18 protein-coding genes are annotated in these 20,972 nt (G+C 74.7%); 5 read left to right on the top strand and 13 right to left on the bottom strand.

Annotation, left to right across the window (positions count from 1 at the left end):
- The first annotated feature begins 48 nt into the window (after positions 1-48).
- Positions 49-3,732 (top strand): DUF6531 domain-containing protein, encoded by a 3,684-nt coding sequence (locus GQ466_RS32210; protein WP_161101375.1) that lies wholly within the window; start codon positions 49-51, stop codon positions 3,730-3,732.
- Positions 3,729-4,217, top strand: coding sequence for a hypothetical protein (locus GQ466_RS03940; protein ID WP_161101374.1), 489 nt, complete (start codon positions 3,729-3,731; stop codon positions 4,215-4,217). The genes GQ466_RS32210 and GQ466_RS03940 overlap by 4 nt, the downstream gene beginning before the upstream one ends.
- On the opposite strand, the gene GQ466_RS03935 is transcribed toward GQ466_RS03940, so the two are convergent.
- The 9 genes from GQ466_RS03935 to GQ466_RS03895 form a co-directional block, all read right to left on the bottom strand.
- The gene (locus GQ466_RS03935; protein WP_161101373.1) at positions 4,204-5,172 is read right to left on the bottom strand and encodes a GNAT family N-acetyltransferase; all 969 of its coding nucleotides are present in this window, start codon (positions 5,170-5,172) and stop codon (positions 4,204-4,206) included. The genes GQ466_RS03940 and GQ466_RS03935 overlap by 14 nt on opposite strands.
- 50 nt (positions 5,173-5,222) lie before the next feature.
- Positions 5,223-6,668: a leucyl aminopeptidase gene (locus GQ466_RS03930; RefSeq protein WP_161101372.1), complete on the bottom strand. Its 1,446-nt coding sequence runs from the start codon at positions 6,666-6,668 to the stop codon at positions 5,223-5,225.
- Between the two features lie 96 nt (positions 6,669-6,764).
- Complete coding sequence (locus GQ466_RS03925; protein WP_103563961.1) at positions 6,765-6,932, bottom strand: DUF3117 domain-containing protein; 168 nt, start codon at positions 6,930-6,932, stop codon at positions 6,765-6,767.
- Between the two features lie 683 nt (positions 6,933-7,615).
- Positions 7,616-8,191, bottom strand: coding sequence for a DNA-3-methyladenine glycosylase I (locus tag GQ466_RS03920; protein ID WP_161101371.1), 576 nt, complete (start codon positions 8,189-8,191; stop codon positions 7,616-7,618).
- 126 nt (positions 8,192-8,317) lie between these two features.
- Positions 8,318-9,328: a class I SAM-dependent methyltransferase gene (locus GQ466_RS03915; protein ID WP_161101370.1), complete on the bottom strand. Its 1,011-nt coding sequence runs from the start codon at positions 9,326-9,328 to the stop codon at positions 8,318-8,320.
- Complete coding sequence (locus tag GQ466_RS03910; RefSeq protein ID WP_161101369.1) at positions 9,325-9,690, bottom strand: Rid family hydrolase; 366 nt, start codon at positions 9,688-9,690, stop codon at positions 9,325-9,327. The genes GQ466_RS03915 and GQ466_RS03910 overlap by 4 nt, the downstream gene beginning before the upstream one ends.
- Positions 9,687-10,796, bottom strand: a complete 1,110-nt coding sequence (locus GQ466_RS03905; protein WP_202419958.1) for an alpha-hydroxy acid oxidase — start codon at positions 10,794-10,796, stop codon at positions 9,687-9,689. Before GQ466_RS03905 ends, GQ466_RS03910 begins: the two co-directional genes overlap by 4 nt.
- Entirely contained in the window at positions 10,797-12,233 is a 1,437-nt protein-coding gene (locus tag GQ466_RS03900; RefSeq protein WP_202419957.1) for an amino acid permease, read from the bottom strand. It abuts the gene before it with no gap.
- Positions 12,230-13,375 carry a class I SAM-dependent methyltransferase gene (locus GQ466_RS03895; protein WP_161101367.1) on the bottom strand — a complete coding sequence of 382 codons (1,146 nt, stop codon included), beginning with the start codon at positions 13,373-13,375 and terminating at the stop codon, positions 12,230-12,232. The genes GQ466_RS03900 and GQ466_RS03895 overlap by 4 nt, the downstream gene beginning before the upstream one ends.
- Before the next feature lie 210 nt (positions 13,376-13,585).
- On the opposite strand from GQ466_RS03895, the gene GQ466_RS03890 reads away from it, so the two are divergent.
- Positions 13,586-14,176, top strand: a complete 591-nt coding sequence (locus GQ466_RS03890; protein WP_161101366.1) for a TetR/AcrR family transcriptional regulator — start codon at positions 13,586-13,588, stop codon at positions 14,174-14,176.
- On the opposite strand, the gene GQ466_RS03885 is transcribed toward GQ466_RS03890, so the two are convergent.
- Positions 14,173-15,357, bottom strand: coding sequence for an MFS transporter (locus GQ466_RS03885; RefSeq protein ID WP_161101365.1), 1,185 nt, complete (start codon positions 15,355-15,357; stop codon positions 14,173-14,175). The genes GQ466_RS03890 and GQ466_RS03885 overlap by 4 nt on opposite strands.
- Positions 15,358-15,450: 93 nt before the next feature.
- Positions 15,451-15,783, bottom strand: coding sequence for a DivIVA domain protein (locus GQ466_RS03880; protein ID WP_161101364.1), 333 nt, complete (start codon positions 15,781-15,783; stop codon positions 15,451-15,453).
- Positions 15,784-15,862: 79 nt separating this feature from the next.
- Between GQ466_RS03880 and GQ466_RS03875 the strand changes: the two genes are divergently transcribed.
- Entirely contained in the window at positions 15,863-16,168 is a 306-nt protein-coding gene (locus GQ466_RS03875) for a hypothetical protein (RefSeq protein ID WP_161101363.1), read from the top strand.
- 4 nt (positions 16,169-16,172) lie between these two features.
- On the opposite strand, the gene GQ466_RS03870 is transcribed toward GQ466_RS03875, so the two are convergent.
- Positions 16,173-16,763 (bottom strand): LOG family protein, encoded by a 591-nt coding sequence (locus tag GQ466_RS03870; RefSeq protein ID WP_161101362.1) that lies wholly within the window; start codon positions 16,761-16,763, stop codon positions 16,173-16,175.
- Between the two features lie 318 nt (positions 16,764-17,081).
- On the opposite strand from GQ466_RS03870, the gene GQ466_RS03865 reads away from it, so the two are divergent.
- On the top strand, positions 17,082-18,752 hold the full coding sequence (locus GQ466_RS03865; protein ID WP_161101361.1) for an MDR family MFS transporter: 1,671 nt from the start codon (positions 17,082-17,084) through the stop codon (positions 18,750-18,752).
- A gap of 46 nt (positions 18,753-18,798) precedes the next feature.
- Here the strand turns inward: GQ466_RS03865 and GQ466_RS03860 are convergent, their stop codons facing one another.
- Positions 18,799-20,967 carry an MMPL family transporter gene (locus tag GQ466_RS03860; protein WP_161101360.1) on the bottom strand — a complete coding sequence of 723 codons (2,169 nt, stop codon included), beginning with the start codon at positions 20,965-20,967 and terminating at the stop codon, positions 18,799-18,801.
- Between the last annotated feature and the right edge of the window lie 5 nt (positions 20,968-20,972).

Raw genomic sequence — 20,972 nt, 5'->3', positions numbered from 1 at the left:
TCACGTTTCGGTCACGTTAGAATCCGGCGGCGGACGAGGGGAGCACGGATGGCACGGCGGCGCGGCGGCACCGGCACGCGGCCTCGCGGCGGCGGGAAGGCCGCGGGCGGCATCTTCGGGAAGATGGCCGAGCGGTCGTTCCGCGCGCCGAAGGGCGCGAAGCGGGGCGGCGGCGGACCGGGCCGGCCGAAGCGCAAGGGCGGGCAGGAGACGCCGCAGCGGCGGCGGCAGGGCGGCCGGGAGACGGCGCGCGACCGGCAGAGCCGGACGACGACGAAGGACCCGATCGACGTCGTCACCGGCGAGGTCCTGTTCACGCAGACCGACGTGACGCTGCCCGGAGCGCTCCCGTTCGAGGTGGAACGCTCCCACCTGTCCCGGTACCGCGACGGCGGGCTGTTCGGCGTCTCGTGGGCGTCCACGCTGGACCAGCGGCTCGAACCGGACGCCGACGGCGTGACGTTCCTGGCCGCCGATGGAATGATCCTGCGTTATCCGCAGGCGCTGCTGCCGAACATCGAGTTCCGCCCGGCGGAGGGCCCGCAGTGGCCGCTGACGCTCACGTCGTCCGGCGGATACACGCTGACCGATCCGCGCACGGGCCGCACGCTGCACTTCCCCGCGCCGGGCGCGGAGCACGGCTGGTCGGCGCTGCCGCTGACGGCCGTCACCGACCGCAACGGCAACCGGGTGGACCTGGTCCGCGCGGACGGCGTCCTCACCGAGATCCGGCACTCGGGCGGCTATGCCATCGCCGTCGATACCGCGCCGGTGGACGCCGACCGTCCGGACGACCGGCGCATCACCGCGCTGCGCCTGATCTGCGGGCCGGAGGAGATCACGCTCGCCCGCTACCGCTACGACGCGGCCGGGCTGCTCGCCGAGGTGATCGACGAGTCCGGCCTGCCGCTGCGGTTCGCCTACGACGACGAGCACCGCCTCACCCGCTGGGACGACCGCCTCGGCCACCACTACCGCTACGAGTACGACGGCGACCGCGCGGTCGCCGCGTCCGGCACGGGCGGGTTCCTGGACGTCCGGCTGGCCTACTCCCCCGGCGAGACCGTCGTCACCGACGCGCTCGGGCACGCCACGACGTACCGGTACGACGAGGCGCTGCGCGTCGTCGCCGAGACGGGCCCGCGCGGCGGGACGATCCGGTCGGAGTGGGACGGCCTGGACCGCCTCACCGCGCGCACCGACGCGCTCGGCCGCACGACCCGGTTCGGCTACGACGACCGCGGCAACCTCACGTCGGTGACCCGGCCGGACGGCGCGACGATGACCGCCGTCTACAACGACCTGAACCTGCCGGTCGAGGTGACCGAACCGGGCGGCGCGGTGTGGCGGCGCGCGTACGACGAGCGCGGCAATGTCGTCGCGGTGACCGATCCGGCCGGTGCCACGACGCGGGCCGAACGTGACGAGCGCGGCAATGTGGCGCGCCTGACCGATCCGCTGGGCAACGTGACGCTCGTCCGCTGCGACGCGGCGGGCCTGCCCGTCGCGGTGACCGGCCCGGACGGCGCCGAACGCCGCACGTCCTACGACCCGCTCGGCCGCCCGGAGACCGAGACCGACCCGCTCGGCCGCGAGACCCGCTACGGCTGGACGCGGGCGCACGGCGCGGCGTGGCGGCGCGGCCCGGACGGCGCGACCGAGCGGTGGACGTACGACGCCGAGGGCAATGTCACCGGCTACACCGACGCCGAGGGCCGCACGACCGTCACCGAGTACGGCCCGTTCGGCACACCGGTCGCGCAGACCGACCCGTCCGGGGCGCGCACGACGTTCGCCTACGACGCCGAGCTGCGGATCACCGAGGTCACCGCGCCGGACGGCCGGACCTGGCGGTACACGCGCGACGCGGCGGGCGACATCGTGGCCGAGACGGACTTCAACGGCCGCACGGTCACGTCCGAGTACGACGTCGCCGGTCAGCTCACGGCCCGGACGAACGCGCTCGGGGAGACGATCCGGTTCGTCCGGAACGCGCTCGGCGACGTGGTCGAGGAGCACGCGCCCGAGGGCGTCGCGACGTTCGCCTACGACCCGGCGGGCTACCTCGTCCGCGCGGCGAACGCCGACGCCGACGTCCGGTTCGAGCGGGACGCGCTCGGCCGCGTGGTGGCCGAGACCTGCGACGGGCACGCCGTCCGCAGCGCCTACGACCCGGCCGGACGGCGGATCGCGCGGCAGCTGCCGGGCGGGTCGCGCAGCGCGTGGACGTTCGACGCGGCGGGCCGTCCCGTCCGGCTCGACGCGGCGGGCGGCGCGCTGCGCTTCCACTACGACGCGGCGGGCCGCGAGGTGCGCCGCGACCTCGGCGCGGGCGCGATCCTCACCCAGCAGTGGGACGACGGCGGCTGGCTCGCCGCGCAGACGCTCTGGGGCGCCAACGGCCCGGCCGAACCGCGCCTGCTCCAGCACCGGGCCTACACGCGGCGGCCCACGGGCACGGTCGGCGCCGTCCACGACCGCCTCACCGGCGACCGGAGCTTCGCGCTCGACGCGCTGGACCGCGTCACGGCCGTCCAGGGCCGCGCCGGAACCGAGCGCTACGCCTACGACGGCCTCGGCAACATCGCCCGCGCCGAGATCCCCGGCGGCGACGGCGGCGAGCGCGAGCACGCCGGGACGCTGCTGCGCCGCGCCGGGAGCGTCCGCTACGAGCACGACGCGCACGGCCGCGTCACGCTCCGCCAGCGCGCCCGCCTCTCCGGCAAGCCGCTGACCTGGCGGTTCACCTGGGACTCCGCCGACCGGCTCACCGGCGTCACCACCCCGGACGGCCGCCGCTGGCGCTACCGCTACGACGCGCTCGGCCGCCGCGTCCGCAAGGAGCGCCTCACCCCGGACGGGGCCGGCGTCGAGGAGCGCACCGACTTCGTCTGGGACGGCCTGGTCGTCGCCGAGCAGGTCCGCCAGGTCTGGTCGCCCGAGCACGGGGCCTATCTGCGCTCCGGGACGGTCTGGGAGCACGACCCGGCGAGCTTCGCGCCGCTCGCCCAGACCGACCGGAGCCCGGCCCGCGACGCGCCGCAGCAGTGGGTGGACAAGCGGTTCCGCGCGATCGTCGCCGACGCCGTCGGGACGCCCGCCGAACTCGTCGACCCCGCCGGGGCCGTCGCCGGGGCGCCGCGCACGACGCTGTGGGGCGCGGGCGCGTCCGGCGGCGACGACTGCCCGCTCCGCTTCCCCGGCCAGTACCACGACGCCGAGAGCGGGCTGAACTACAACCACCACCGCTACTACGACCCCGAGGGCGGGAACTACCTCAGCGCCGACCCGCTCGGCCTCGCCGCCGCGCTGAACCCGCACGCCTACGTCCCGAACCCGCTGACCTGGCTCGACCCGCTCGGCCTCAAGGGCGGGCAGGACGGCGGCGAGGAGAAGGTCACGGTGTACCACTACACCGACAAGAAGGGGTACAACGGCATCAGCAGCTCGGACCCGTACCACGTGCGCGAGGGCGCGTCCAAGCACGGCCCCGGGCCGTTCTGGACGACCAAGAGCCCGGCCGACCTCACCGAGCCCGGCGCGTTCAAGAGCAAGCTCGGCATCACGAGGGAGAAGTCGGAGTACGTGATGGAGGCGCAGGTGCCGAAGTCCGCGCTGGTGCCCATCGAGGGCGGGCGCGGCGCGCACATCTTCAAGACGCCGGGCGGCATCCACGTCCCCCGGTCCGACTCCCGCTACTTCGGCCCGACCTCGGGATGGACGCCCGCATGATCACCGGACACGACACCGTGCTGTTCGTCCCCGGGCCGGTCGCCGAGCGCGTCCGCGCGTTCGCGGCCGGGCTCGCCGCCCGCTGGCCGGACCTGCGGGTCGCCGTGGAGGAGGTCGCGGCCGACGGCACCGAGCTGGGCGTCGGGCCGTTCCGCCCCCTGCGCGACGCCGACCCGCTGCCGGAGAGCGCCGGGAACGTCCTGTTCGCCCGGGACGAGGCCATGATCGCCGCCTGGGACGAGGACGGCTACGCCCCCGGCCCGGACGGCGAGGGCCCGCTGATGGTCATGTACCAGCCGTGCCCCGCGCCGTCCCTGCGCGTCACCGCCCTGGACGACCCCTACGCGCGCGGCTTCCGCTTCGTCCCGCACGACGCCGTCCTGGTCGGCGCCGGGCTGACGCTCGTCACGCTGGTCGCGCCGGACGGCCCGTTCGGCGCGGCGCTGCTGGACGAGCTGACCGCCCGGCTCGCTAGATCTTCTTGACGTACTCGCCGACCCACGCCACCTGCCGGTAGCCCATCGCCTCGTTGACCGCGATCATGTGCCGGTTCGCGGCGGCGTTGTAGGTGATGATCGCGCGGCGTCCCGCGAGGTCGTCGGCGGCGGCGTGCATGTTCGCGAGCTTCATCGCCAGCCCGAGGCCGTGGCCCCGGTGCTCGCGCAGCACGAGCGTGTCCCACTGGAACGCGTCGGCCGAGCCCTCGGGCAGCACGAGGTCGGTGTGCCCGGCGAGCGTCCCGTCCGGCGCGACCGCGACGGTGATCCAGAAGTCGCGGCCCTGCCGCTCCCGCCGGTCCTGCTCGGACCGCACCCGCTCGGCGTCCCAGAACTGGTCCTCCAGCCCGGCGTCGCCCTGCGGGGCCTCCGAGACGATCAGCCGCCGCAGCGCCGCGTACTGCTCCAGCCGGTCGTCCGGGACGCGGCCGTGCCAGCTCTCCAGCCGGTACGCCGGGTCGCCCGACGGCGCGGGCAGCTCGGCGGGCAGCGGCAGCTCCCGGACGGCGTCGCGCATGTCGAAGATGTAGCCGCGCTTCTCCAGGAACGCGACCGGCGCCGGGTGGTCGTCGTCCAGCGGCGAGGTGGCCTCCATGAACACGGTCGAGCGGCCGGCACGGCGGGCGATGTCCTCCAGCGCGTCCAGCACGGCCGTCGCGTGGCCCTCGCGGCGGCGGCCCGGGACCGTCCACACCTCCGCGTAGGCGAACTCCCGGTTGTCGCGCTGGGGCAGGGTGACGCTGCCGCCGCCGACGGGCCGTCCGTCGTCGTCGCGGGCGAACAGCGCCGTATACGGTTCGTAGGGATCGGGTTGGAGATGGACGCGTTTCTCCCGTGCCGTCCACAGCGGGACGAGCGTCCCCGCGTAGGCGGCGGCGTAGGCCGCGTAGAACTCCGCGTACTGCCGGTCGTCGGACGGGTCCACCGTTTCTAGCCTGGTCATGGCGGCTCACCCTAAGAAACCCGGTGCCCGGAACGCACCAGGTTTTCCGGTCAGGCGGCCAGGTAGGACAGCAGCAGCCGCACCGCGTAACCGGTCGCGCCCTTGCTGATCTCCCCGTCGTCGGAGCCGGACCGTCCGGGCCCCGCGACGTCCAGGTGCGCCCAGGTCCGGCCGCCGGTGAACTCGCGCAGGAACAGCGCGGCCGTGGTCGCGCCCGCGCCGTAGCCGGGACGGCCGATGTTGGCGACGTCGGCGACGTCGGACTCGATCGCGGGCCGGTACTCCTCGTCCAGCGGCAGCCGCCACAGCGGCTCGCCCGCCGCGTCCCCGGCCGCGACCAGGGCGTCCGCCAGCGCGTCGTCGCTGGCGAACAGAGCCCCGTACTTCAGGCCGAGCGCGACCTTCGCCGCGCCGGTGAGCGTCGCGACGTCGATCAGGGCGTCCGGGTCCAGCTCGGCGTCGGCGTAGGCGAGCGCGTCGGCGAGGACGAGCCGTCCCTCGGCGTCGGTGTTCAGCACCTCCGACGTCGTCCCGCCGAAGTGCGTGATCACGTCGCTCGGGCGCATCGCCGACCCGGACGGCATGTTCTCGGCGATCGCGAGCAGGCCCGTCACGCGCGTCCGGACGCCGAGGTCGCGCAGCGCGCTCAGCACGCCCAGCACGACCGCGCTGCCCGCCATGTCCGTCTTCATCGTGGTCATCGCCGGGCCGGGCTTGAGCGACAGCCCGCCGGTGTCGAACGTGATGCCCTTGCCGACGAGCACGACGTGCCGGTCGGCGTCGCCCGGGTCGTAGGTCAGCTCGACCAGGCGCGGCGGGCGCGCCGAGCCCCCGCCGACCGCGAGCAGGCCACCGAAACCGCCTTCGGCCAGCTCCTTCTCGTCCCGGACCCGGACCGTCAGGCCGGACTCGGCGCCGATCTCGGTCGCGCGGGCCGCCAGCCACGACGGCCCCTTCTCGCCCGACGGCGTGTTCGCGAGGTCGCGGGCGAGGGCCGTCGCGCGGGCGCGGACGGTGCCGAGCGCGATCGCGTCCGCCGCCGCCTCCGGACCCGCCTCGGTCAGCACGAAGATCGTCCCGGCGGCGGGCCGGGACGGCGGCTTGCCGATCGAGAACCCGTACGAGGCCAGCAGCGCGCCCTCGACGAACGCCGCCAGATCGCCCGCCGGGACCCCGGCCGCCAGCGACGCCCGGCCCCGCGCGCGGCGGGCCAGCGCCGCGCCCGCCCGGCGCAGGTCCGCGGGGGTCGCCGCGCCGACGCCGTAGAGCAGCAGTTCACGGACGCGGTCGCCGATCCGGACGGGCGTCGCGACGATCTCGCCCGGCTCGCCCTTGGCCTGGTGCAGCGTCAGCAGCTCGTCCAGCGTGAACGGCAGGGACGCGGCGATCTCGGCGTCCGGCGCGGCGGCCCCGGCCGGGACGGGCACGGCGAACAGGTCCGCGTCGGCCTGCGACAGCAGCCCGCCCCGGGCCTCGACCCGCGTCTCGATGGGCATCGGTGAACTCCCTGTGCTGGAAGGTGGAGCCGGACATGACGAGGGCCCCGGCCGGAACACGCCGCCGGGGCCGTCACCGCGCGCTGTGCCGGGCCGTCAGCCCACGACCTGCGCGAGCGCCTCGCCCAGGTCCTTGGCCTCGTCGGCGGAGAGCTCGACGACGAGGCGCCCGCCGCCCTCCAGGGGGACGCGCATGACGATCCCGCGGCCCTCCTTGGTCACTTCGAGCGGACCGTCTCCCGTCCGCGGCTTCATCGCCGCCATGCGTGCATCCCCTTCCTGCCTAGGGCCGCGGGTCCTCGGGGCACCGTAGGCCGCGTGGCCGCCTGTCTCGCATCCGCGTCTTCAGTAAGCCCATTATCTCGTCTTCCGGGCGCGAAGTGGTAACGATCAGCCGCCAGATAGGAAGACTGCCCACATGCGGGGGCCTTCGCCGCTGTTCGTTCAGTGCGGCGATCATCTTCACCGGCATGCCGGAACCCGCACGGTTTCGGGAAAAGGCGGCGCGGAATCGCCGCGCGCCCGCGCGAAAGGGCCGCGCGGCCGTATCGCCGCCCGGCCGGGCCGGGTTCCGCCCCGTCCGGATGCGCCGGGCCGCGGTGACCGAAACCCGCCGCCCTGGCGGGCCGACCGCAGGTGGGACGCACCGCGGGCGCCGCCCGAGCCCTGATCTCCGCCGTCCCGCCGGCCTCTCCCCTGTCTCCGTGCACACCCGAACCCCCGCGCGAACGTCCGGCGCGGACGGCCGCCGACGGGCGCGGGCGGGTCGGCGGCCGGGCGCCGGGGCGGGGCCGGTCCGGCGGGAACGGACGGCCGGACGGGCTCGTCCGTCCGGACGCCGGGGCGCGCGGCGGGACGGCCGGACGAAGCGGCGCGTGTCGCATGAGCCTCCCGAGGTTCCCGTGGCGGTCTCCCCCTGCCCGGCCGGCGCCGCCGGGAACCGTCGCTCAGCGGTACGCGCCGCGCCGGTGGCAACCGGTCAGGTGGTCGTCGACCAGCCCGCACGCCTGCATCAGCGCGTAGGCGGTCGTCGGGCCGACGAACCGGAACCCGTTCTTCTTCAGCTCCTTGGCCATGGCCGTGGACGCCGGAGTGATCGCCGGGACGTCCGCCGTGGTCTTCGGCGCGGGCGCGTCCGGGTCGGCGAAGCGCCACAGGAACGCGCCGAGCCCGCCGGGCAGGTCCAGCGCGGCGCGGGCGTTGGCGATCGTCGCCTGGATCTTGGCGCGGTTCCGGACGATCCCCGCGTCCGCCATCAGCCGGGCCTCGTCGGCGGGCCCGAACGCGGCCACCCGCTCGGGATCGAACCCCGCGAAAGCGGCCCGGAAACCCGCGCGCTTGCGGAGAATCGTCAACCAGGAAAGCCCGGACTGGAAAGCCTCCAGGCACATCCGCTCGTACAATCCCCGGTCGTCGCGAACCGGCCGACCCCACTCCTCATCGTGGTATGCCACATAATCCGGCGCGGACAATCCCCACGGACACCGCGCCAACCCGTCCAGACCCACGACCGCGATACTCACCGCCCCGTTCTACCGCACGCCCCCGACAGAACCGGCCCGGCGCGGCGCGGCGGGGCCGTCGCCGCGCCGCGCCGGGCCGTCAGGGATCGGGGATTTCAGGGGGATCGAGCAGGTCGGGCGGCGCGGTCACCGCTCCAGGACGGACGTCACGACGATCGGGTGGTCGCCGTCGTGGCGTTCGGCGACCCGCCAGCCGAGGCTCGTGTAGGCGTCGCGGTACTCCTCGTCCCGCCAGATCCGCACGCCGGTCAGCTCGTGGTAGATCTCGAAGGTCGGCGCGAACCAGGGCTGCTCGTGCCAGCCCTCGCCGGACGACAGCATGACGTCGCCGACGACGAGGCGGCGCAGGTTCGGGAACCAGTCCGTCCACGCGCCGAGGACGGCCGCGATGCCGCCGCCGTCGCTGGCGAGCTGGTGGAGCAGGAAGAACGTCATCGCGGTGGTGACGTTCTCCCGCAGGTCGTCGTCCAGCCAGGGCGGCGGGCCGTCGCCGGGCTGGACGGACCCGGCGAGCAGCCGGAACCGCCCGGCGAGGTCCCCGGCCGCCAGGCGGGCGCGGGCGTCGGCGATGACGCCCGCCTCGATGTCCACCCCGGCCAGCCGCTCGTCCGGGGCGAGCGCGCCGATGGCCTGGAGCCGTCCGCCGTCGGCACAGCCGAGGTCCAGCGTGGTGCCGGGCACGGGGTCGGCGGCGATGCGCGCGGCGATGGCGGCGATCGTGGCGGGGCTGCGCCGCGCGATGTCGGTGCAGCCGCGCGCGACGGCCGCCGGATCGGTGCGGGCGGGGATGACGTCGTCGGTGGCGGCCCGCTCGCCGAGGACGCGGAACGTCGGCTCCCAGCCGCGGACCGCGACGCGCACGAAGCCCCGGTTGAAGGCGATCTCGACGCCGTCGGGGGTCAGCCGGAAGCTGCCGTCCGGGGCGGCGGCGAGCCAGCCGACGCGCTCCAGCGCGCGGGCCAGGGACCGCTGGAGCCGGGTCGCGGGGACGACGGAGCCCGCGCCGTTCAGCAGCCGCGCCCACCAGCCGAGGTCGTCGGCGGCGACGACGAGCTGCGCGGCGGTCGGGCCCTCCAGCAGGTCGGGCAGGCGCAGCCGGGCTCCGGTGGTGGACTGGGTCGTGGTCTCGGTGGTCATGTCGCGTTCCTTCCGTTGTCGTGCGGGAGTGCGGCGAGCGCCTGCAGCTCGATGAGGAGCCCGGCGACGGGGAGTCCGCAGACGAGCGTCGTGCGGGCCGGGGCGCGCGCCCCGAAATGCGCGGCGAAGCAGTCGTTCCAGGCGGCGAACAGGGACCGGTCGGCGAGGAAGCACTCGACGCGGAGCAGGTCCCCTGCCCCCGCCTCGGCGAGGACCGCGTCCAGGCGGGCGAGCGTCCAGCGCGCCTGCCCGGCGAAGTCGTCGTGCAGGGGACGCAGGGTCGCGGGGTCGAGCGCGGCGATCCCGGCGGTGGCGACGACGCCGCCGCCCGTCGTGTACGCGGCGAAGCGGGGCGCGGTCACCGGTCGCACCGCGCCACCAGGTCCGGGGTGAACGACGCGACGTCCGGCACCCCGGCGAGGATCATCAGCGTGCGCAGTTCCTCGGCGAGCAGTTCGAACACGCGGCGGACGCCGGTCTCGCCGCCGGCGGCCAGCCCGTAGGCGGCGAGCCGGCCGATGACGACGGCGTCCGCGCCGAGCGCGAGCGCGACGAACACGTCCGCGCCGGACCGGACCCCGCTGTCGAACAGGACCGGCACGCGTCCGCCGACCTCCGCGACGACCTCGGGCAGCGCGTCCAGCGCGGCGGGCGCGGGGTCGGTCTGTCGGCCGCCGTGGTTGGAGACCACCAGCGCGGACGCGCCCGCCGCCAGCGCGTGCCCGGCCGCCTCGGCGGTGAGGACGCCCTTGGCGATCCACGGCAGCCCGCACCGGCCGGTGGCGGCGGCGAGCCAGTCCCAGTCCCAGGCGGGGCTGTCGTGGCTGACGAGCCGGCCGAACATCTCGGCGACGTCCGGCGTGCCCTCGCCGACGAGGTTCCCGGCGAAGTACGTCAGGTCGGGCGCGAACCGGTTGACGCGGTTGCGCACCCGGAACCCCGCCGTCGGGCAGTCAACGGTGACGCACAGCGCCGCGTATCCGGCGTCGCGGATGCGCTCGGCCACCACGTCGAAGTGGTCGAACGGGTGGATCTGCGCGATGCGGGCGGCGTCCGGCGCGGTCTCGGCGACCCGCTCGTAGGAGAACGTGCCCGCCTCCGGGACGATCGCGACCGCCCCGGAGGCGGCGGCGGCGCGAGCGACGGCGAGGTGCCCCTGCTCGTGGAACAGCGCGTCGCCGCCGAACGGGGCGGTGAGCACGGGCAGCTCCAGCGGCAGGCCGAGGAGCGTGGTCGCGGTGCTCGGCGCGCTGACCCCGCTCATCGGCCGGGGCCGCACGCCCCAGCGTCCGAACGCCGTCCGGTTGGCGCGCAGCGTGACCTCCTCGCCCGCGCCGCCCTCCAGGAAGTCGGCGACGTCGGGCGCGAGGGCCTGGAGGGCGGCGTCGCGGATCTCGGAGATCACCGCGAACTCCACGTCCTGCGGGTACATCGCGGCGAGCGGTTCCATGTCGGCCAGGTCGGACATTCAGGCCTCACTTCCGGCGGGGGCGGGTTCGGCGGGCGGCCGGACGACGGCGGGGACGGCGAGCCGGGAGCGGCGGCGTCCGTAGGCGGCGTACACGACGACGCCCGCGACGAGCCACACCGCGAAGCGGAGCCAGGTGAGCCCCGCGAGGGTGGTGGCGAGCAGGACGCACCCGGCGAGGGCGAGCACCGGCACGACCGGGACGAACGGCGTCCGGAACGGCCGCTCGCGCCCGGGATCGACGACCCGCAGCAGCAGCACCCCGGCGCTGACGACCGCGAACGCGAACAGCCCGCCGATGTTGACCAGCTCGGCGACGATGTCGATCGGGACGAACCCGGCGATCAACGCGGCGACGACGCCGAGCAGCACCGTGATCCGCAGCGGCGCGCCCGTCCGCGTGGTGCGGGCCAGCGCGGGCGGCAGCAGCCGGTCCCGGCAGATGGCGAACACCAGCCGCGACTGCCCGTAGACGATCATCAGCAGGCCCTTGGTCAGCGCGACCGCCGACCCGGCGAGCACGACGTCCCCGATCCAGCCCGCGTCGAACGCCTTGAACGCCGTCGCGACCGGGGCCGGGTCGTTCAGCGACGCGTACGGCGCGACGCCGGTCAGGACGGCGGCGACCAGCACGTACAGCACGGTCGCGATGCCGACCGTCGCGATGATCGCGAACGGCAGGTCGCGGCGCGGGCGGCGGCTCTCCTCCGCCGAGGTCGCGACGACGTCGAACCCGAGGAAGGCGAAGAACGCCAGCGCCGCGCCGGACACGATCCCGTGCGCGCCGAACGGGGTGAACGGCGTCCAGTTGCCGGGATGGACGTGCGCGCCGCCCACGACGACGACCGTGGCGAGGACCCCGAGGGTCACCAGGACGAGGACCGTGGTGACCTGGGCCGTCAGCCGGACGCCGCCGACCAGCACGGCGACGACCGCCGCGATGACGAGGACGGCGGGCAGGTCCACGACGCCGCCCGCCTGGGGCGCGGCGCTGATCGCCGTGGGCAGCGTCACGCCGAACAGCGAGTCCAGCAGCGCCCGGACGGTCCCCGACCAGCCGATCGACACGGCCGCCCCGGCGACGACGAGTTCCAGCAGCAGGTTCCAGCCGACGAGGAACGCGGGCAGTTCCCCCACCGTCGCGTAGGTGTAGGTGTAGGCGCTGCCCGACACCGGCACCATCGCGGCCAGCTCGCTGTAGCAGAGCGCGACGAGCAGGCAGATCACGCCGGCCAGCAGGAACGACAGCGTGATCGCGGGACCGGCCTTGGTCGCGGCGGCGACGCCGGTCATGACGAAGATGCCCGACCCGACGATCGTCGCGACGCCCATCGCGGTGAGGTCGCGGCGGCCGAGGCGGCGGTGCAGCCCGCCCCGCTCGCCCGCGGCGACGGCGGCCTCGGCGGGCAGCACCCGCCGGCGCTCCGGCGCTCTCACCGGCCCGCCCCATCCATGCGGAACGGCAGGGCCGCGTCGGCGCGCGCGGCGAACAGGACGCGGTGCATGGGCGCGTCCAGCAGGGCGACGCGGCGCAGCCCGGCCCCGGCGAGCCACAGGTCGTAGTCGGCGAGCGCGTGCGCCCCGCCGCCGCCCGTCGCGAGCATCGACGCGGCGAACAGCAGCGCGAACCGGTCCTGCGGGCTGTCGAGCGGCCCTTCGCGATCCACGATGTGGTCGACGACGCACAGCACGCCGTCGGGGGCGAGCGCGGCGGCGGAGCGGGCCAGCAGCCGCCGGGCGGCGGCGGGGTGCTGGAGGTGGAAGATGTTGACGAACAGCGCGAGGTCCACGCCGGACGGCCAGGGGTCGGACATGAAGTCGCAGGCGGTCGCGGTGAACCGGTCGGCCACGCCGAGCAGGCCGGCCTGCCGGTCCGCGATCGGGACGATCCGCGCGGCCTCCAGCCCCGTGCTCGTCGCGCCGGGGAACGCCTGGAGCAGCAGGTGGCTGTAGATGCCGGTGCCGCAGCCGACGTCCAGGACCGTCCGGCCCGGCCGCGCGTCCCAGCCGGCGTCGCGCAGCCATCCGGCGAGCAGTTCGGCGATCGGCGGGGCCCAGAAGTTGATCCCGCCGGTGAGCTGTTCGTAGTCGACGTCGGAGATCTGGTTGGCCTGGTCGTCGCCGTGCGCGTCGACCGGGCCGCGCCGGACGGCGTCGGCGAGGCCGCGCCAGGCGTCCCACGCGACGGTCCGGTCGTAGAAGATCTTGCCGGCGAGGCTGTAGAGGCCGTCGGCGAGCAGGCAGGCGGCGATGTCGGCGGGCATGGCGAACCGGCCGTGGTCGCCGCGCTCCAGCACGCCGTAGACGACGAGCGCGTCGCACAGCACGCGGGTCGCGCGCGGGTCGGCGCCGAGGTCGGCGGCCAGCTCGGGGACGGTGGCGGGCCCGGTGGCGAGGCGCTCGAACAGGCCGAGGTCGTGCCCGGCCTCGATGACGCCGGTGGACCACATCGCGATCAGCGCCTCGTAGACGCGGTGGGCGGTGGCGGACTGCCGGGCGGCGGGCGTCCCGGTCGCGAACGGACGGGGGTCGACGAGCGGGGCGGGCCGGGTGGAGAGCGGGGTCAGGGGCTGGGTCATGGCGGGACGTCCTCTCATCGGGAGGACCCGGCCGCGGCGGGCGGAGCGGGTCCGGCGATCGGGAAGGAACGACATGGGAAGAACTTCCCAAGTTGCGCACGATCATCGGCAGCGCCCTGGAACGGGTCAAGACGAGAGGTGAGAACTTATTCTCGTTGTAACAGTGAATGTGAGAAGTTATTCTCTGCGTAACACCGTCCGAGGGGGCTCATGATCACCGCACCGCTGCGCCGCGACACCGCCCGCACGCGGGACCGCCTCCTGGACGCGGCGGGCGAACTGCTCGCCGACCGCGGCACCGCGTTCAGCCTCCCCGACCTCGCGCGGGCGAGCGGCGTCGCGACGGCCACGGTGTACCGGCACTTCGCGTCCGTCCACGACGTGCACCGCGAGTTCCACACCCGCCTCATCGGCGAGCTGGTCGCCGAGCTGAACGACGTCTCCGACCGCCACCACGGGCTGGACCGGCTGCGCCTGATCGGCGAGCGCTGGGTGCGCCTCGCCGTCCAGTGGGGCCGCGCGTCCACCCGCATCCGGCGGCCCGAGGGGTTCCTGGAGCGCGTCGCGGCCGGGGACCCGCCGACGTCGGCGCTGCACGCCGGGCTCGCCCCGGTCGTGCGGGAGCTGGTGGACGCCGGGACGATCCCCGCCCAGGACCTCGACTACGCGATCCTGCTGTGGATCACCGTGTTCGACGAGCGCGTCATCGCCGACCTCACCGCGGGCCCCGGCTGGACGCCCGAGCGCATCGCGACCACGCTCACCGCGTCCCTGCTCGGAGCCTGGCAGAACGCCGGTTAGCCCGCCGGTTCGGGCGCGGTCCCGCCCGCCGGCCCGGGGAACAGCCGCCGCGCCACGACGGCCAACAGCACCGCGCCGGCCGCGAACAGCACGGCGGCCCAGCGGAACGCGTCGTCCAGCCCGATCCGGCCGACGAGCAGGCCCATCCCGAGCGCCGTCACCGCCGCCCCGAGATAGGCGCCCGCGTTGTACCGGGACGCCGCGACACCGTGCCGCGCCGGGGCCGACAGCGTCAGCGCGACCGCGAAGCCGCCCCGGAACGCCAGGCCCTGCCCGGCCCCGGTGAGCAGCGCGCCCACGACGAGCACGGCCGTCGAGCGCCACGGACCCGACAGCGCCGTCAGCGCGAGCCCCGCCGCCATCAGCGCGGGCGCGACGGTGAACTCGGTGCGCGGCGGACGGCGGCCCGCGGCGACCGAGCCGAAGCACGCCGCGACGAGGAACACCACGACCGGCGACGCGACCACCACGAGGTTCGTGGCGTGCAGCAGCAGGACGGCGTAGCTCGGCACCAGCGCGACGACGAGCCCCGCCGTCACCCACGCGGCGACGCCCGCCGCGCATGCCGACCAGAACCGGGCCAGCTCGCCGGGCCGGACGACGGCGCCGCCCGCCGACCGTCCGGCGTCGGCGCGCCGCGGCTCCCCGAGCGCCCGCACGGCCGACAGCGCGGCGGCGCAGGCCAGCGCGAGGACGGCGTGCGCGACGTAGGCCAGCGTCCGGGGCCACGGGAGGTACTGCGCGAGGACGGCCGTGAACGCCGTCCCCGCCGCCGAGCCGAGCAGCGCGCACAGCGCGGGCAGCGACCCGTTCCGCAGGGTGCCGTGCTCGCGGAGCAGCACCGCGACCGCGCCCGTCGCGACGCCGACCGCGACGCCGTGCAGCACCCGTCCGGCCGCGAGCGCGGCGACCGACGGCGGGACGGCGAGGAACGCGTCCCCGGCCGCCGCGAGCACCAGGCCGCCCGCGACCAGCGCGCGCGGCGAGAACCGGCGCGCGAACCACACGGCCGACAGCAGGACGGCGACCAGCGCGACGAGGTACACGCCGACGAGCGCGGTCAGGCCGAAGGCGCTGAGCCCGAGCGCCGTCCGGTAGTACGGGAACAGCGGGGTCGGCAGATTGGGCCCCGCCATGACGATCGTGAACGCCGCGATGACCAGGACGACCCGAACGCGCACGCGCACCCCCGATGCGAGAAGTTCCTCTCATCTTGGTCCGTGCACCGCGAAGCGGACAAGCGAAATCGAGAAGGACTTCTCGTCTCGGCGGGGTCAGTCGTCCAGCGCGTAGGGCGGATCGTCGTCCCGCAGGCGCGTCCGCAGCTCGGTCACCTGGCCCTGGAGCGACGCCAGCCGCGCGTCCCGCTCCGACAGCGCCGCCGCGTACCGGTCGAGGGCCTGCTCGGTCGCGGCCGGGTGGTAGCCGAACACCGAGCGCGGCAGCCGGGTCGCGGCGACCTCGGCGCCGGTGACCGGGTAGTCCTCCGGGTAGGGCAGCCGGGCGTAGTCGGGCTGCGGCGGCGCCAGCTCCCCGCCCCGCCCGGCGGCGAGCACGACGACCGCTCCCAGCACGACCGCGCAGGCCAGGACGATGACCACGATCACTGCGACGCTCCGATCTGTCGGCTCCTGCACCGACGATCGTGCCACACGCCGCCGGCCGCCCTGTGCGACGATCGAGGGCATGGAACCGCACGACGACCGCCTGCTCCCGTCCGGGGCGCCGGCGCCCGCGGGCGCGGCGGACGCGGGCGAGCGCCCGCCCGCCGGGCTCGTCCGGGAACTCGTGGCGGCGGGCGCGCCCGTCGTCGTCACGCCAGCGCCGGACGGGCCCGAACTGCTCGCCGAGGTCGCGGTGTACGCCTGGCTCGGCGTCCGGTACTTCCGGGTGCCCGATCCGGGGGCGCAGGACGTCCGGGACGTCCTGGACATGGTCGCGTCCGTGCGCGGCACCCGGCCGCCCGCCTACACCGTGCGCGGCCTGGCCTGACCGATCAGGGCTCGGCCTCGGCGTAGTCCTCGGGGGTCGGCTCGATCCGGACGGGCGACCGCTCCAGCAGGTCGAACGCCTCGTCCAGCGACGCCGTCCAGCCGATCGCGTCGAAGATCTTCGGCCGGGCGAAACCCTCGTCGGTGAGCCGGACCATCAGCTCGCGCAGCGGGTCGTAGACGCCGGTCGGGTCGAGGATGACGAGCTGCTTCTCGTGCATCCCGAGCGTGCGGGCCGTCCAGATCTCGAACAGCTCCTCCAGCGTCCCGATGCCGCCGGGCAGGACGAGGAACGCGTCGCTGCGCCGGTCCATCTCGCCCTTGCGGCTGCGCATGTCCGGCGTGACGATCAGCTCCTCGCTGGCCTGGTCGGCGATCTCGTACGCCAGCAGGCCCTCGGGGATGACGCCGACCGTCCGCGCGCCGCCGTCGCGGGCGCCGCGCGCGACCGCGCCCATGCACGAGACGGTGCCGCCGCCGCTGACGAGGCTGTGCCCGCGCCGCGCGATCTCGGCCCCGACCTGCGCGGCCAGCTCCACATGCCGCGGATCGATCTTGCTGCTGGACGCGCAGAACACGCAGATCGCAAGCCCCATCGAGTCCCCTTCCTCTCGCCCCCTGAAATATCACGCGGCACGAATCCGGGCCAGCGACCGGACTTTTGGACACGGGCGGTGAAGGCGCTCTCACTCAGAGGTGACCGAAGTACTCCTGGACCGGGCGGGCCGCCCCTGGTTAATTAGTTGTCTGTGTCATACACGTTTATGCTAGAAAAGGCCGTCTCGCCGCACGCCCCCGACCGGCCCCGGACCCCCTGACCGTCCGGCCGTCCGGGCCGCCGTGCGCGGCTCCCTCCCCGCTCGACCCATCCGCCCTGCCCGCCGGTCCCGGCGGCGCATCGAGAGGACCCGACCATGACGACCGACACCGCCCCGCCGGCGGAACCCGTCCAACCCGGCATCGGCGCGGCGCCGACCGCGCCCGAGCGCACCGGGTACTCCCACCGCCAGATCCTCGTGATCCTGTCCGGGCTGCTGCTCGGCATGTTCCTCGCCGCCCTGGACCAGACCGTCGTGTCCACGGCGATCTACCGCATCGGCGAGAGCCTGGACGGCCTCACCGCGCAGGCGTGGGTGACGACGGCGTTCCTCATCACGTCCACGATCGCGACGCCGCTCTACGGCAAGCTGTCCGACCAGTACGGACGCAAGCCGTTCTTCCTCTTCGCGATCTCGGTGTTCATCCTCGGGTCGGCGCTCTGCACGCTCTCGACCTCGATGTACATGCTCGCGGCGTTCCGCGCGTTCCAGGGCATCGGCGCGGGCGGCCTGATGTCGCTCGCCCTGGCGATCACCGGCGACATCATCCCGCCGCGCCAGCGCGCCAAGTACCAGGGCTACTTCATGGCGGTGTTCGGCACGTCCAGCGTGCTCGGCCCCGTCGTCGGCGGCGCGCTCGCCGGCCAGGACCAGCTGCTCGGCGTCGCGGGCTGGCGCTGGATCTTCCTGCTGAACGTCCCGGTCGGGATCGCCGCGCTCATCGTCGTCGCCAAGGTCCTGCACCTGGAGCACGCGGCGCGGGCGCACCGGATCGACTACGCGGGCGCGGCGTCGCTGATCGTCGCGCTGGTCCCGCTGCTGCTGGTCGCCGAGCGCGGCCGGGAGTGGGGCTGGGCGGCCACCGGCTCGCTCGTCTGCTACGGCCTCGGCGTCGCCGGGATCGTCGCGTTCCTGCTCGCCGAGCACCGCGCGGGCGACGACGCGCTGCTCCCGTTCCGGCTGTTCCGGAACCGGACGTTCGCGCTCGGCGTCACGCAGTCGGCGATCCTCGGCATCGGGATGTTCGGCGGCATCACGCTGATCCCGCTCTACCTCCAGCTCGTCAAGGGCTACTCCCCCACCAAGGCGGGGCTGCTCACGCTGCCGCTGATGCTCGGGATCATCGTCCTGTCGATGACGGCGGGCCAGATCACCGCGCGGACGGGCCGGTACAAGATCTTCCCGGTCATCGGGTCGGCGCTGTTCGTCGTCGGGATGCTGCTGCTGTCGCGGCTGGAGGCCGACACCGGCATGGCGTACGTGAACGTCGGGATGTTCGTCGTCGGCGCGGGCCTCGGGCTGAACATGCAGACGATCGTCCTCGCGATGCAGAACTCCGTCGCGCCGCGCGACATCGGGGTGGCGACGTCGTCCACGACGTTCTTCCGGCAGATGGGCGGCACGCTCGGCGTCGCGGTGTTCCTGTCGATCGTCTACTCGACGGTCGCCGACCGCATCTCGACGGCGTTCGCCGACGCGCGGGGCACGGCCGCGTTCCAGGCCGCCGCCCGCGCCCACCCGGACCAGGCGGCGACGCTGAAGGCCGCCACGTCCGGGAACTCCGGCGTCTTCAACGACATGTCGTTCCTCGGCCGCCTGGACCCCGCGCTCGCCCACCCGTTCCGGGTCGGGTTCACCGGCGCGCTGACCGTGGCGTTCCTCGTCGGCGCGATCGTGCTGGTGCTGGCGCTCGTCCTGTCGGTCCTCGTCAAGGAGACGCCGCTGCGCACCACCGGCGCGGCGTTCGCCAAGGACAAGGACGCCTGACGCGGCGGCGGGCCGGGAGCGGGCGGCTCCCGGCCCACCGCGTCGTTCAGGCCCCGATGGGCTGGAGGCGTTCCGGCTCGTCCGCGCCGGACGGCCCCTCCACCGAGACGCGCGGCAGGATCCGGTCCAGCCAGCCCGGCAGCCACCAGTTCGCGCGGCCGAACAGGTGCATCACGGCCGGGACGAGCACCGTCCGTAGGATGAACGCGTCCAGCGCGACGGCCGCCGCGAGCCCGATCCCGAACTCGCCGATGACGCGCTGCCCGCCGAACGCGAACGCGGTGAACACCGCGATCATGATCGTGGCGGCGGCGGTGATGACGCGTCCGGTCTCGGCCTGGCCGACCGCGATGGCCCGCCGGTTGTCGCGCGTGTGGACCCATTCCTCGTGCATCCGGCTGACGAGGAACACCTGGTAGTCCATCGACAGGCCGAACAGGATCGACAGCATGATCACCGGCAGGAACGCCTCGACCGGCCCGGCCGCGCCGAGCCCGAGCGGGTCCGATCCCCAGCCGTACTGGAAGAACGCGACGACCACCCCGAACGACGCCGCCGCCGCGATGACGTTCATGACGGCGGCCGTGAGCGGCACGAGCACGCTGCGGAACGCGACGAGCAGCAGCACGAACCCGAGCGCGACGATCACGCCGAGGAACAGCGGCAGCTTGCCGGTGATCACCTCGGCGAAGTCGTCGAAGATCGCGGTCGGGCCGCCGACGTAGACCTGGAGCGTCGTCCCGCGCTCGGCGGCGGGGATCTCGTGGTCGCGCAGATGGCCGATGAGGTCGGCGGTCTCCTTGGACTGCGGCGACGTCTTCGGCACCACCTGGACGATCCCGAGCGCCGCGCCCGGCCGGGCGGGCAGCACGTTCACCGCCGCGACGTGCGCGTTCCCCTCCAGCTTGGCCGCGAGGCCCTCCAGCGCGGTCCGGTCGGACGGCGCCGGGGTCTCCGCGACGAGCTGGAGCGGTCCGTTGAAGCCGGGGCCGAACCCGTCGGCGAGCATGTCGTACGCCTTGCGGGTGGTGGACGACGCCGGGTCGTTGCCCGCGTCCGACGAACCCAGCCGCAGCGACAGCACCGGCAACGACAGCACGGCGATGAGCGCGACCGCGAGGACCGACAGCACGACCGGCCGCCGCTCCACGACCCCGGCCCAGCGCGCCCACACACCGCGTCCGGTCGCGTGCCCGGCCGGACGGCGCCGCTCGCGGCGGCTCAGCACCCGCCGTCCGAGCAGGCCGAGCAGCGCGGGCAGCAGCGTCACCGACGCGAGGACCGTGCACACGACCGTCGTCGCCGACGCCACCGCCATGCCGTTGAGGAAGCTCATCCCGAGCACGAACAGCCCGAGCAGCGCGATCACGACGGTGCCGCCCGCGAACAGCACGGCCCGTCCTGACGTCTCGACGGCGTTGACGACGGACGCCCGCACGTCCATGCCCGCCTTGAGGTTCGCGCGGTGCCGCGTGACGATGAACAGCGCGTAGTCGATGCCGACGCCGAGCCCGATGAGCGCGCCGAGGATCGGCCCGATCTCGCCGATGTCCAGCACGTGCGTGAGCAGCGTGACGGTCATCAGCCCGGTGCCGACGCCCGCGATCGCGATCCCGATCGGCAGCAGCATCGCCATCAGCGACCCGAACGCGATGAACAGCACGACGGCGGCGGCGACGATGCCGACGATCTCGCTGCTGCCCGGCGAGCCGCGCTCGACCGCGCTGACGGCGTTGCCGCCCGCCTCGACGCGCAGGCCGTCGGCGCGCGCGGCCCGCGCGGCGTCCACGAACTTCTGGACGGCCTCCTTGTCGAGGTTTTGCTCCTGCCGCGTGAACGTGAAGGACGCGTAGGCGACGTGCCCGTCCGCGCTGATCTGGCGGGCGCCCTGCCGGGTGTAGGGGCTGGTCATGGTCGCGACGCCGTCCATCCGGGCGAGGCCGGCGAGCGCGGTCTTCATGTGGTTCGCGACGGCGGGCGCGCGGACGTCGCCGTCCGCCTGCCACACGACGGAGGCCGACGCGCCCGACTGCGCGGGCATCGACCGCAGCAGCAGGTTCATGGCCTTGGTGGACTCGGTGCCGGGGAGCGAGAAGCTGTCGTTGGTCTTGGTACCGGCCAGTTGGGAGGCGGTGCCGAGGCCCACGAGCGCCGCGACCCACAGCAGCACCACGAGGACCCGGTGCCGGAGGCACCAGCGGGCGAGGGCGGACACGAAGG

It is taken from the genome of Actinomadura rayongensis (assembly GCF_009831215.1).
GTDB lineage: Bacteria > Actinomycetota > Actinomycetes > Streptosporangiales > Streptosporangiaceae > Spirillospora > Spirillospora rayongensis.
This window is presented reverse-complemented; position numbering and strand designations above follow the sequence as displayed.

Bases quoted from the DNA above. Each gene is read 5' to 3' on its own strand.
- GQ466_RS03875 (WP_161101363.1), top strand. From the start codon at position 15,863: ATGGAACCGCACGACGACCGCCTGCTCCCGTCCGGGGCGCCGGCGCCC.
- GQ466_RS03895 (WP_161101367.1), bottom strand. From the start codon at position 13,375: ATGACCCAGCCCCTGACCCCGCTCTCCACCCGGCCCGCCCCGCTCGTC.
- GQ466_RS03865 (WP_161101361.1), top strand. From the start codon at position 17,082: ATGACGACCGACACCGCCCCGCCGGCGGAACCCGTCCAACCCGGCATC.
- GQ466_RS03915 (WP_161101370.1), bottom strand. From the start codon at position 9,328: ATGACCACCGAGACCACGACCCAGTCCACCACCGGAGCCCGGCTGCGC.
- GQ466_RS03870 (WP_161101362.1), bottom strand. From the start codon at position 16,763: ATGGGGCTTGCGATCTGCGTGTTCTGCGCGTCCAGCAGCAAGATCGAT.
- GQ466_RS03925 (WP_103563961.1), bottom strand. From the start codon at position 6,932: ATGGCGGCGATGAAGCCGCGGACGGGAGACGGTCCGCTCGAAGTGACC.
- GQ466_RS03905 (WP_202419958.1), bottom strand. From the start codon at position 10,796: ATGTCCGACCTGGCCGACATGGAACCGCTCGCCGCGATGTACCCGCAG.
- GQ466_RS32210 (WP_161101375.1), top strand. From the start codon at position 49: ATGGCACGGCGGCGCGGCGGCACCGGCACGCGGCCTCGCGGCGGCGGG.
- GQ466_RS03890 (WP_161101366.1), top strand. From the start codon at position 13,586: ATGATCACCGCACCGCTGCGCCGCGACACCGCCCGCACGCGGGACCGC.
- GQ466_RS03940 (WP_161101374.1), top strand. From the start codon at position 3,729: ATGATCACCGGACACGACACCGTGCTGTTCGTCCCCGGGCCGGTCGCC.
- GQ466_RS03935 (WP_161101373.1), bottom strand. From the start codon at position 5,172: ATGACCAGGCTAGAAACGGTGGACCCGTCCGACGACCGGCAGTACGCG.
- GQ466_RS03930 (WP_161101372.1), bottom strand. From the start codon at position 6,668: ATGCCCATCGAGACGCGGGTCGAGGCCCGGGGCGGGCTGCTGTCGCAG.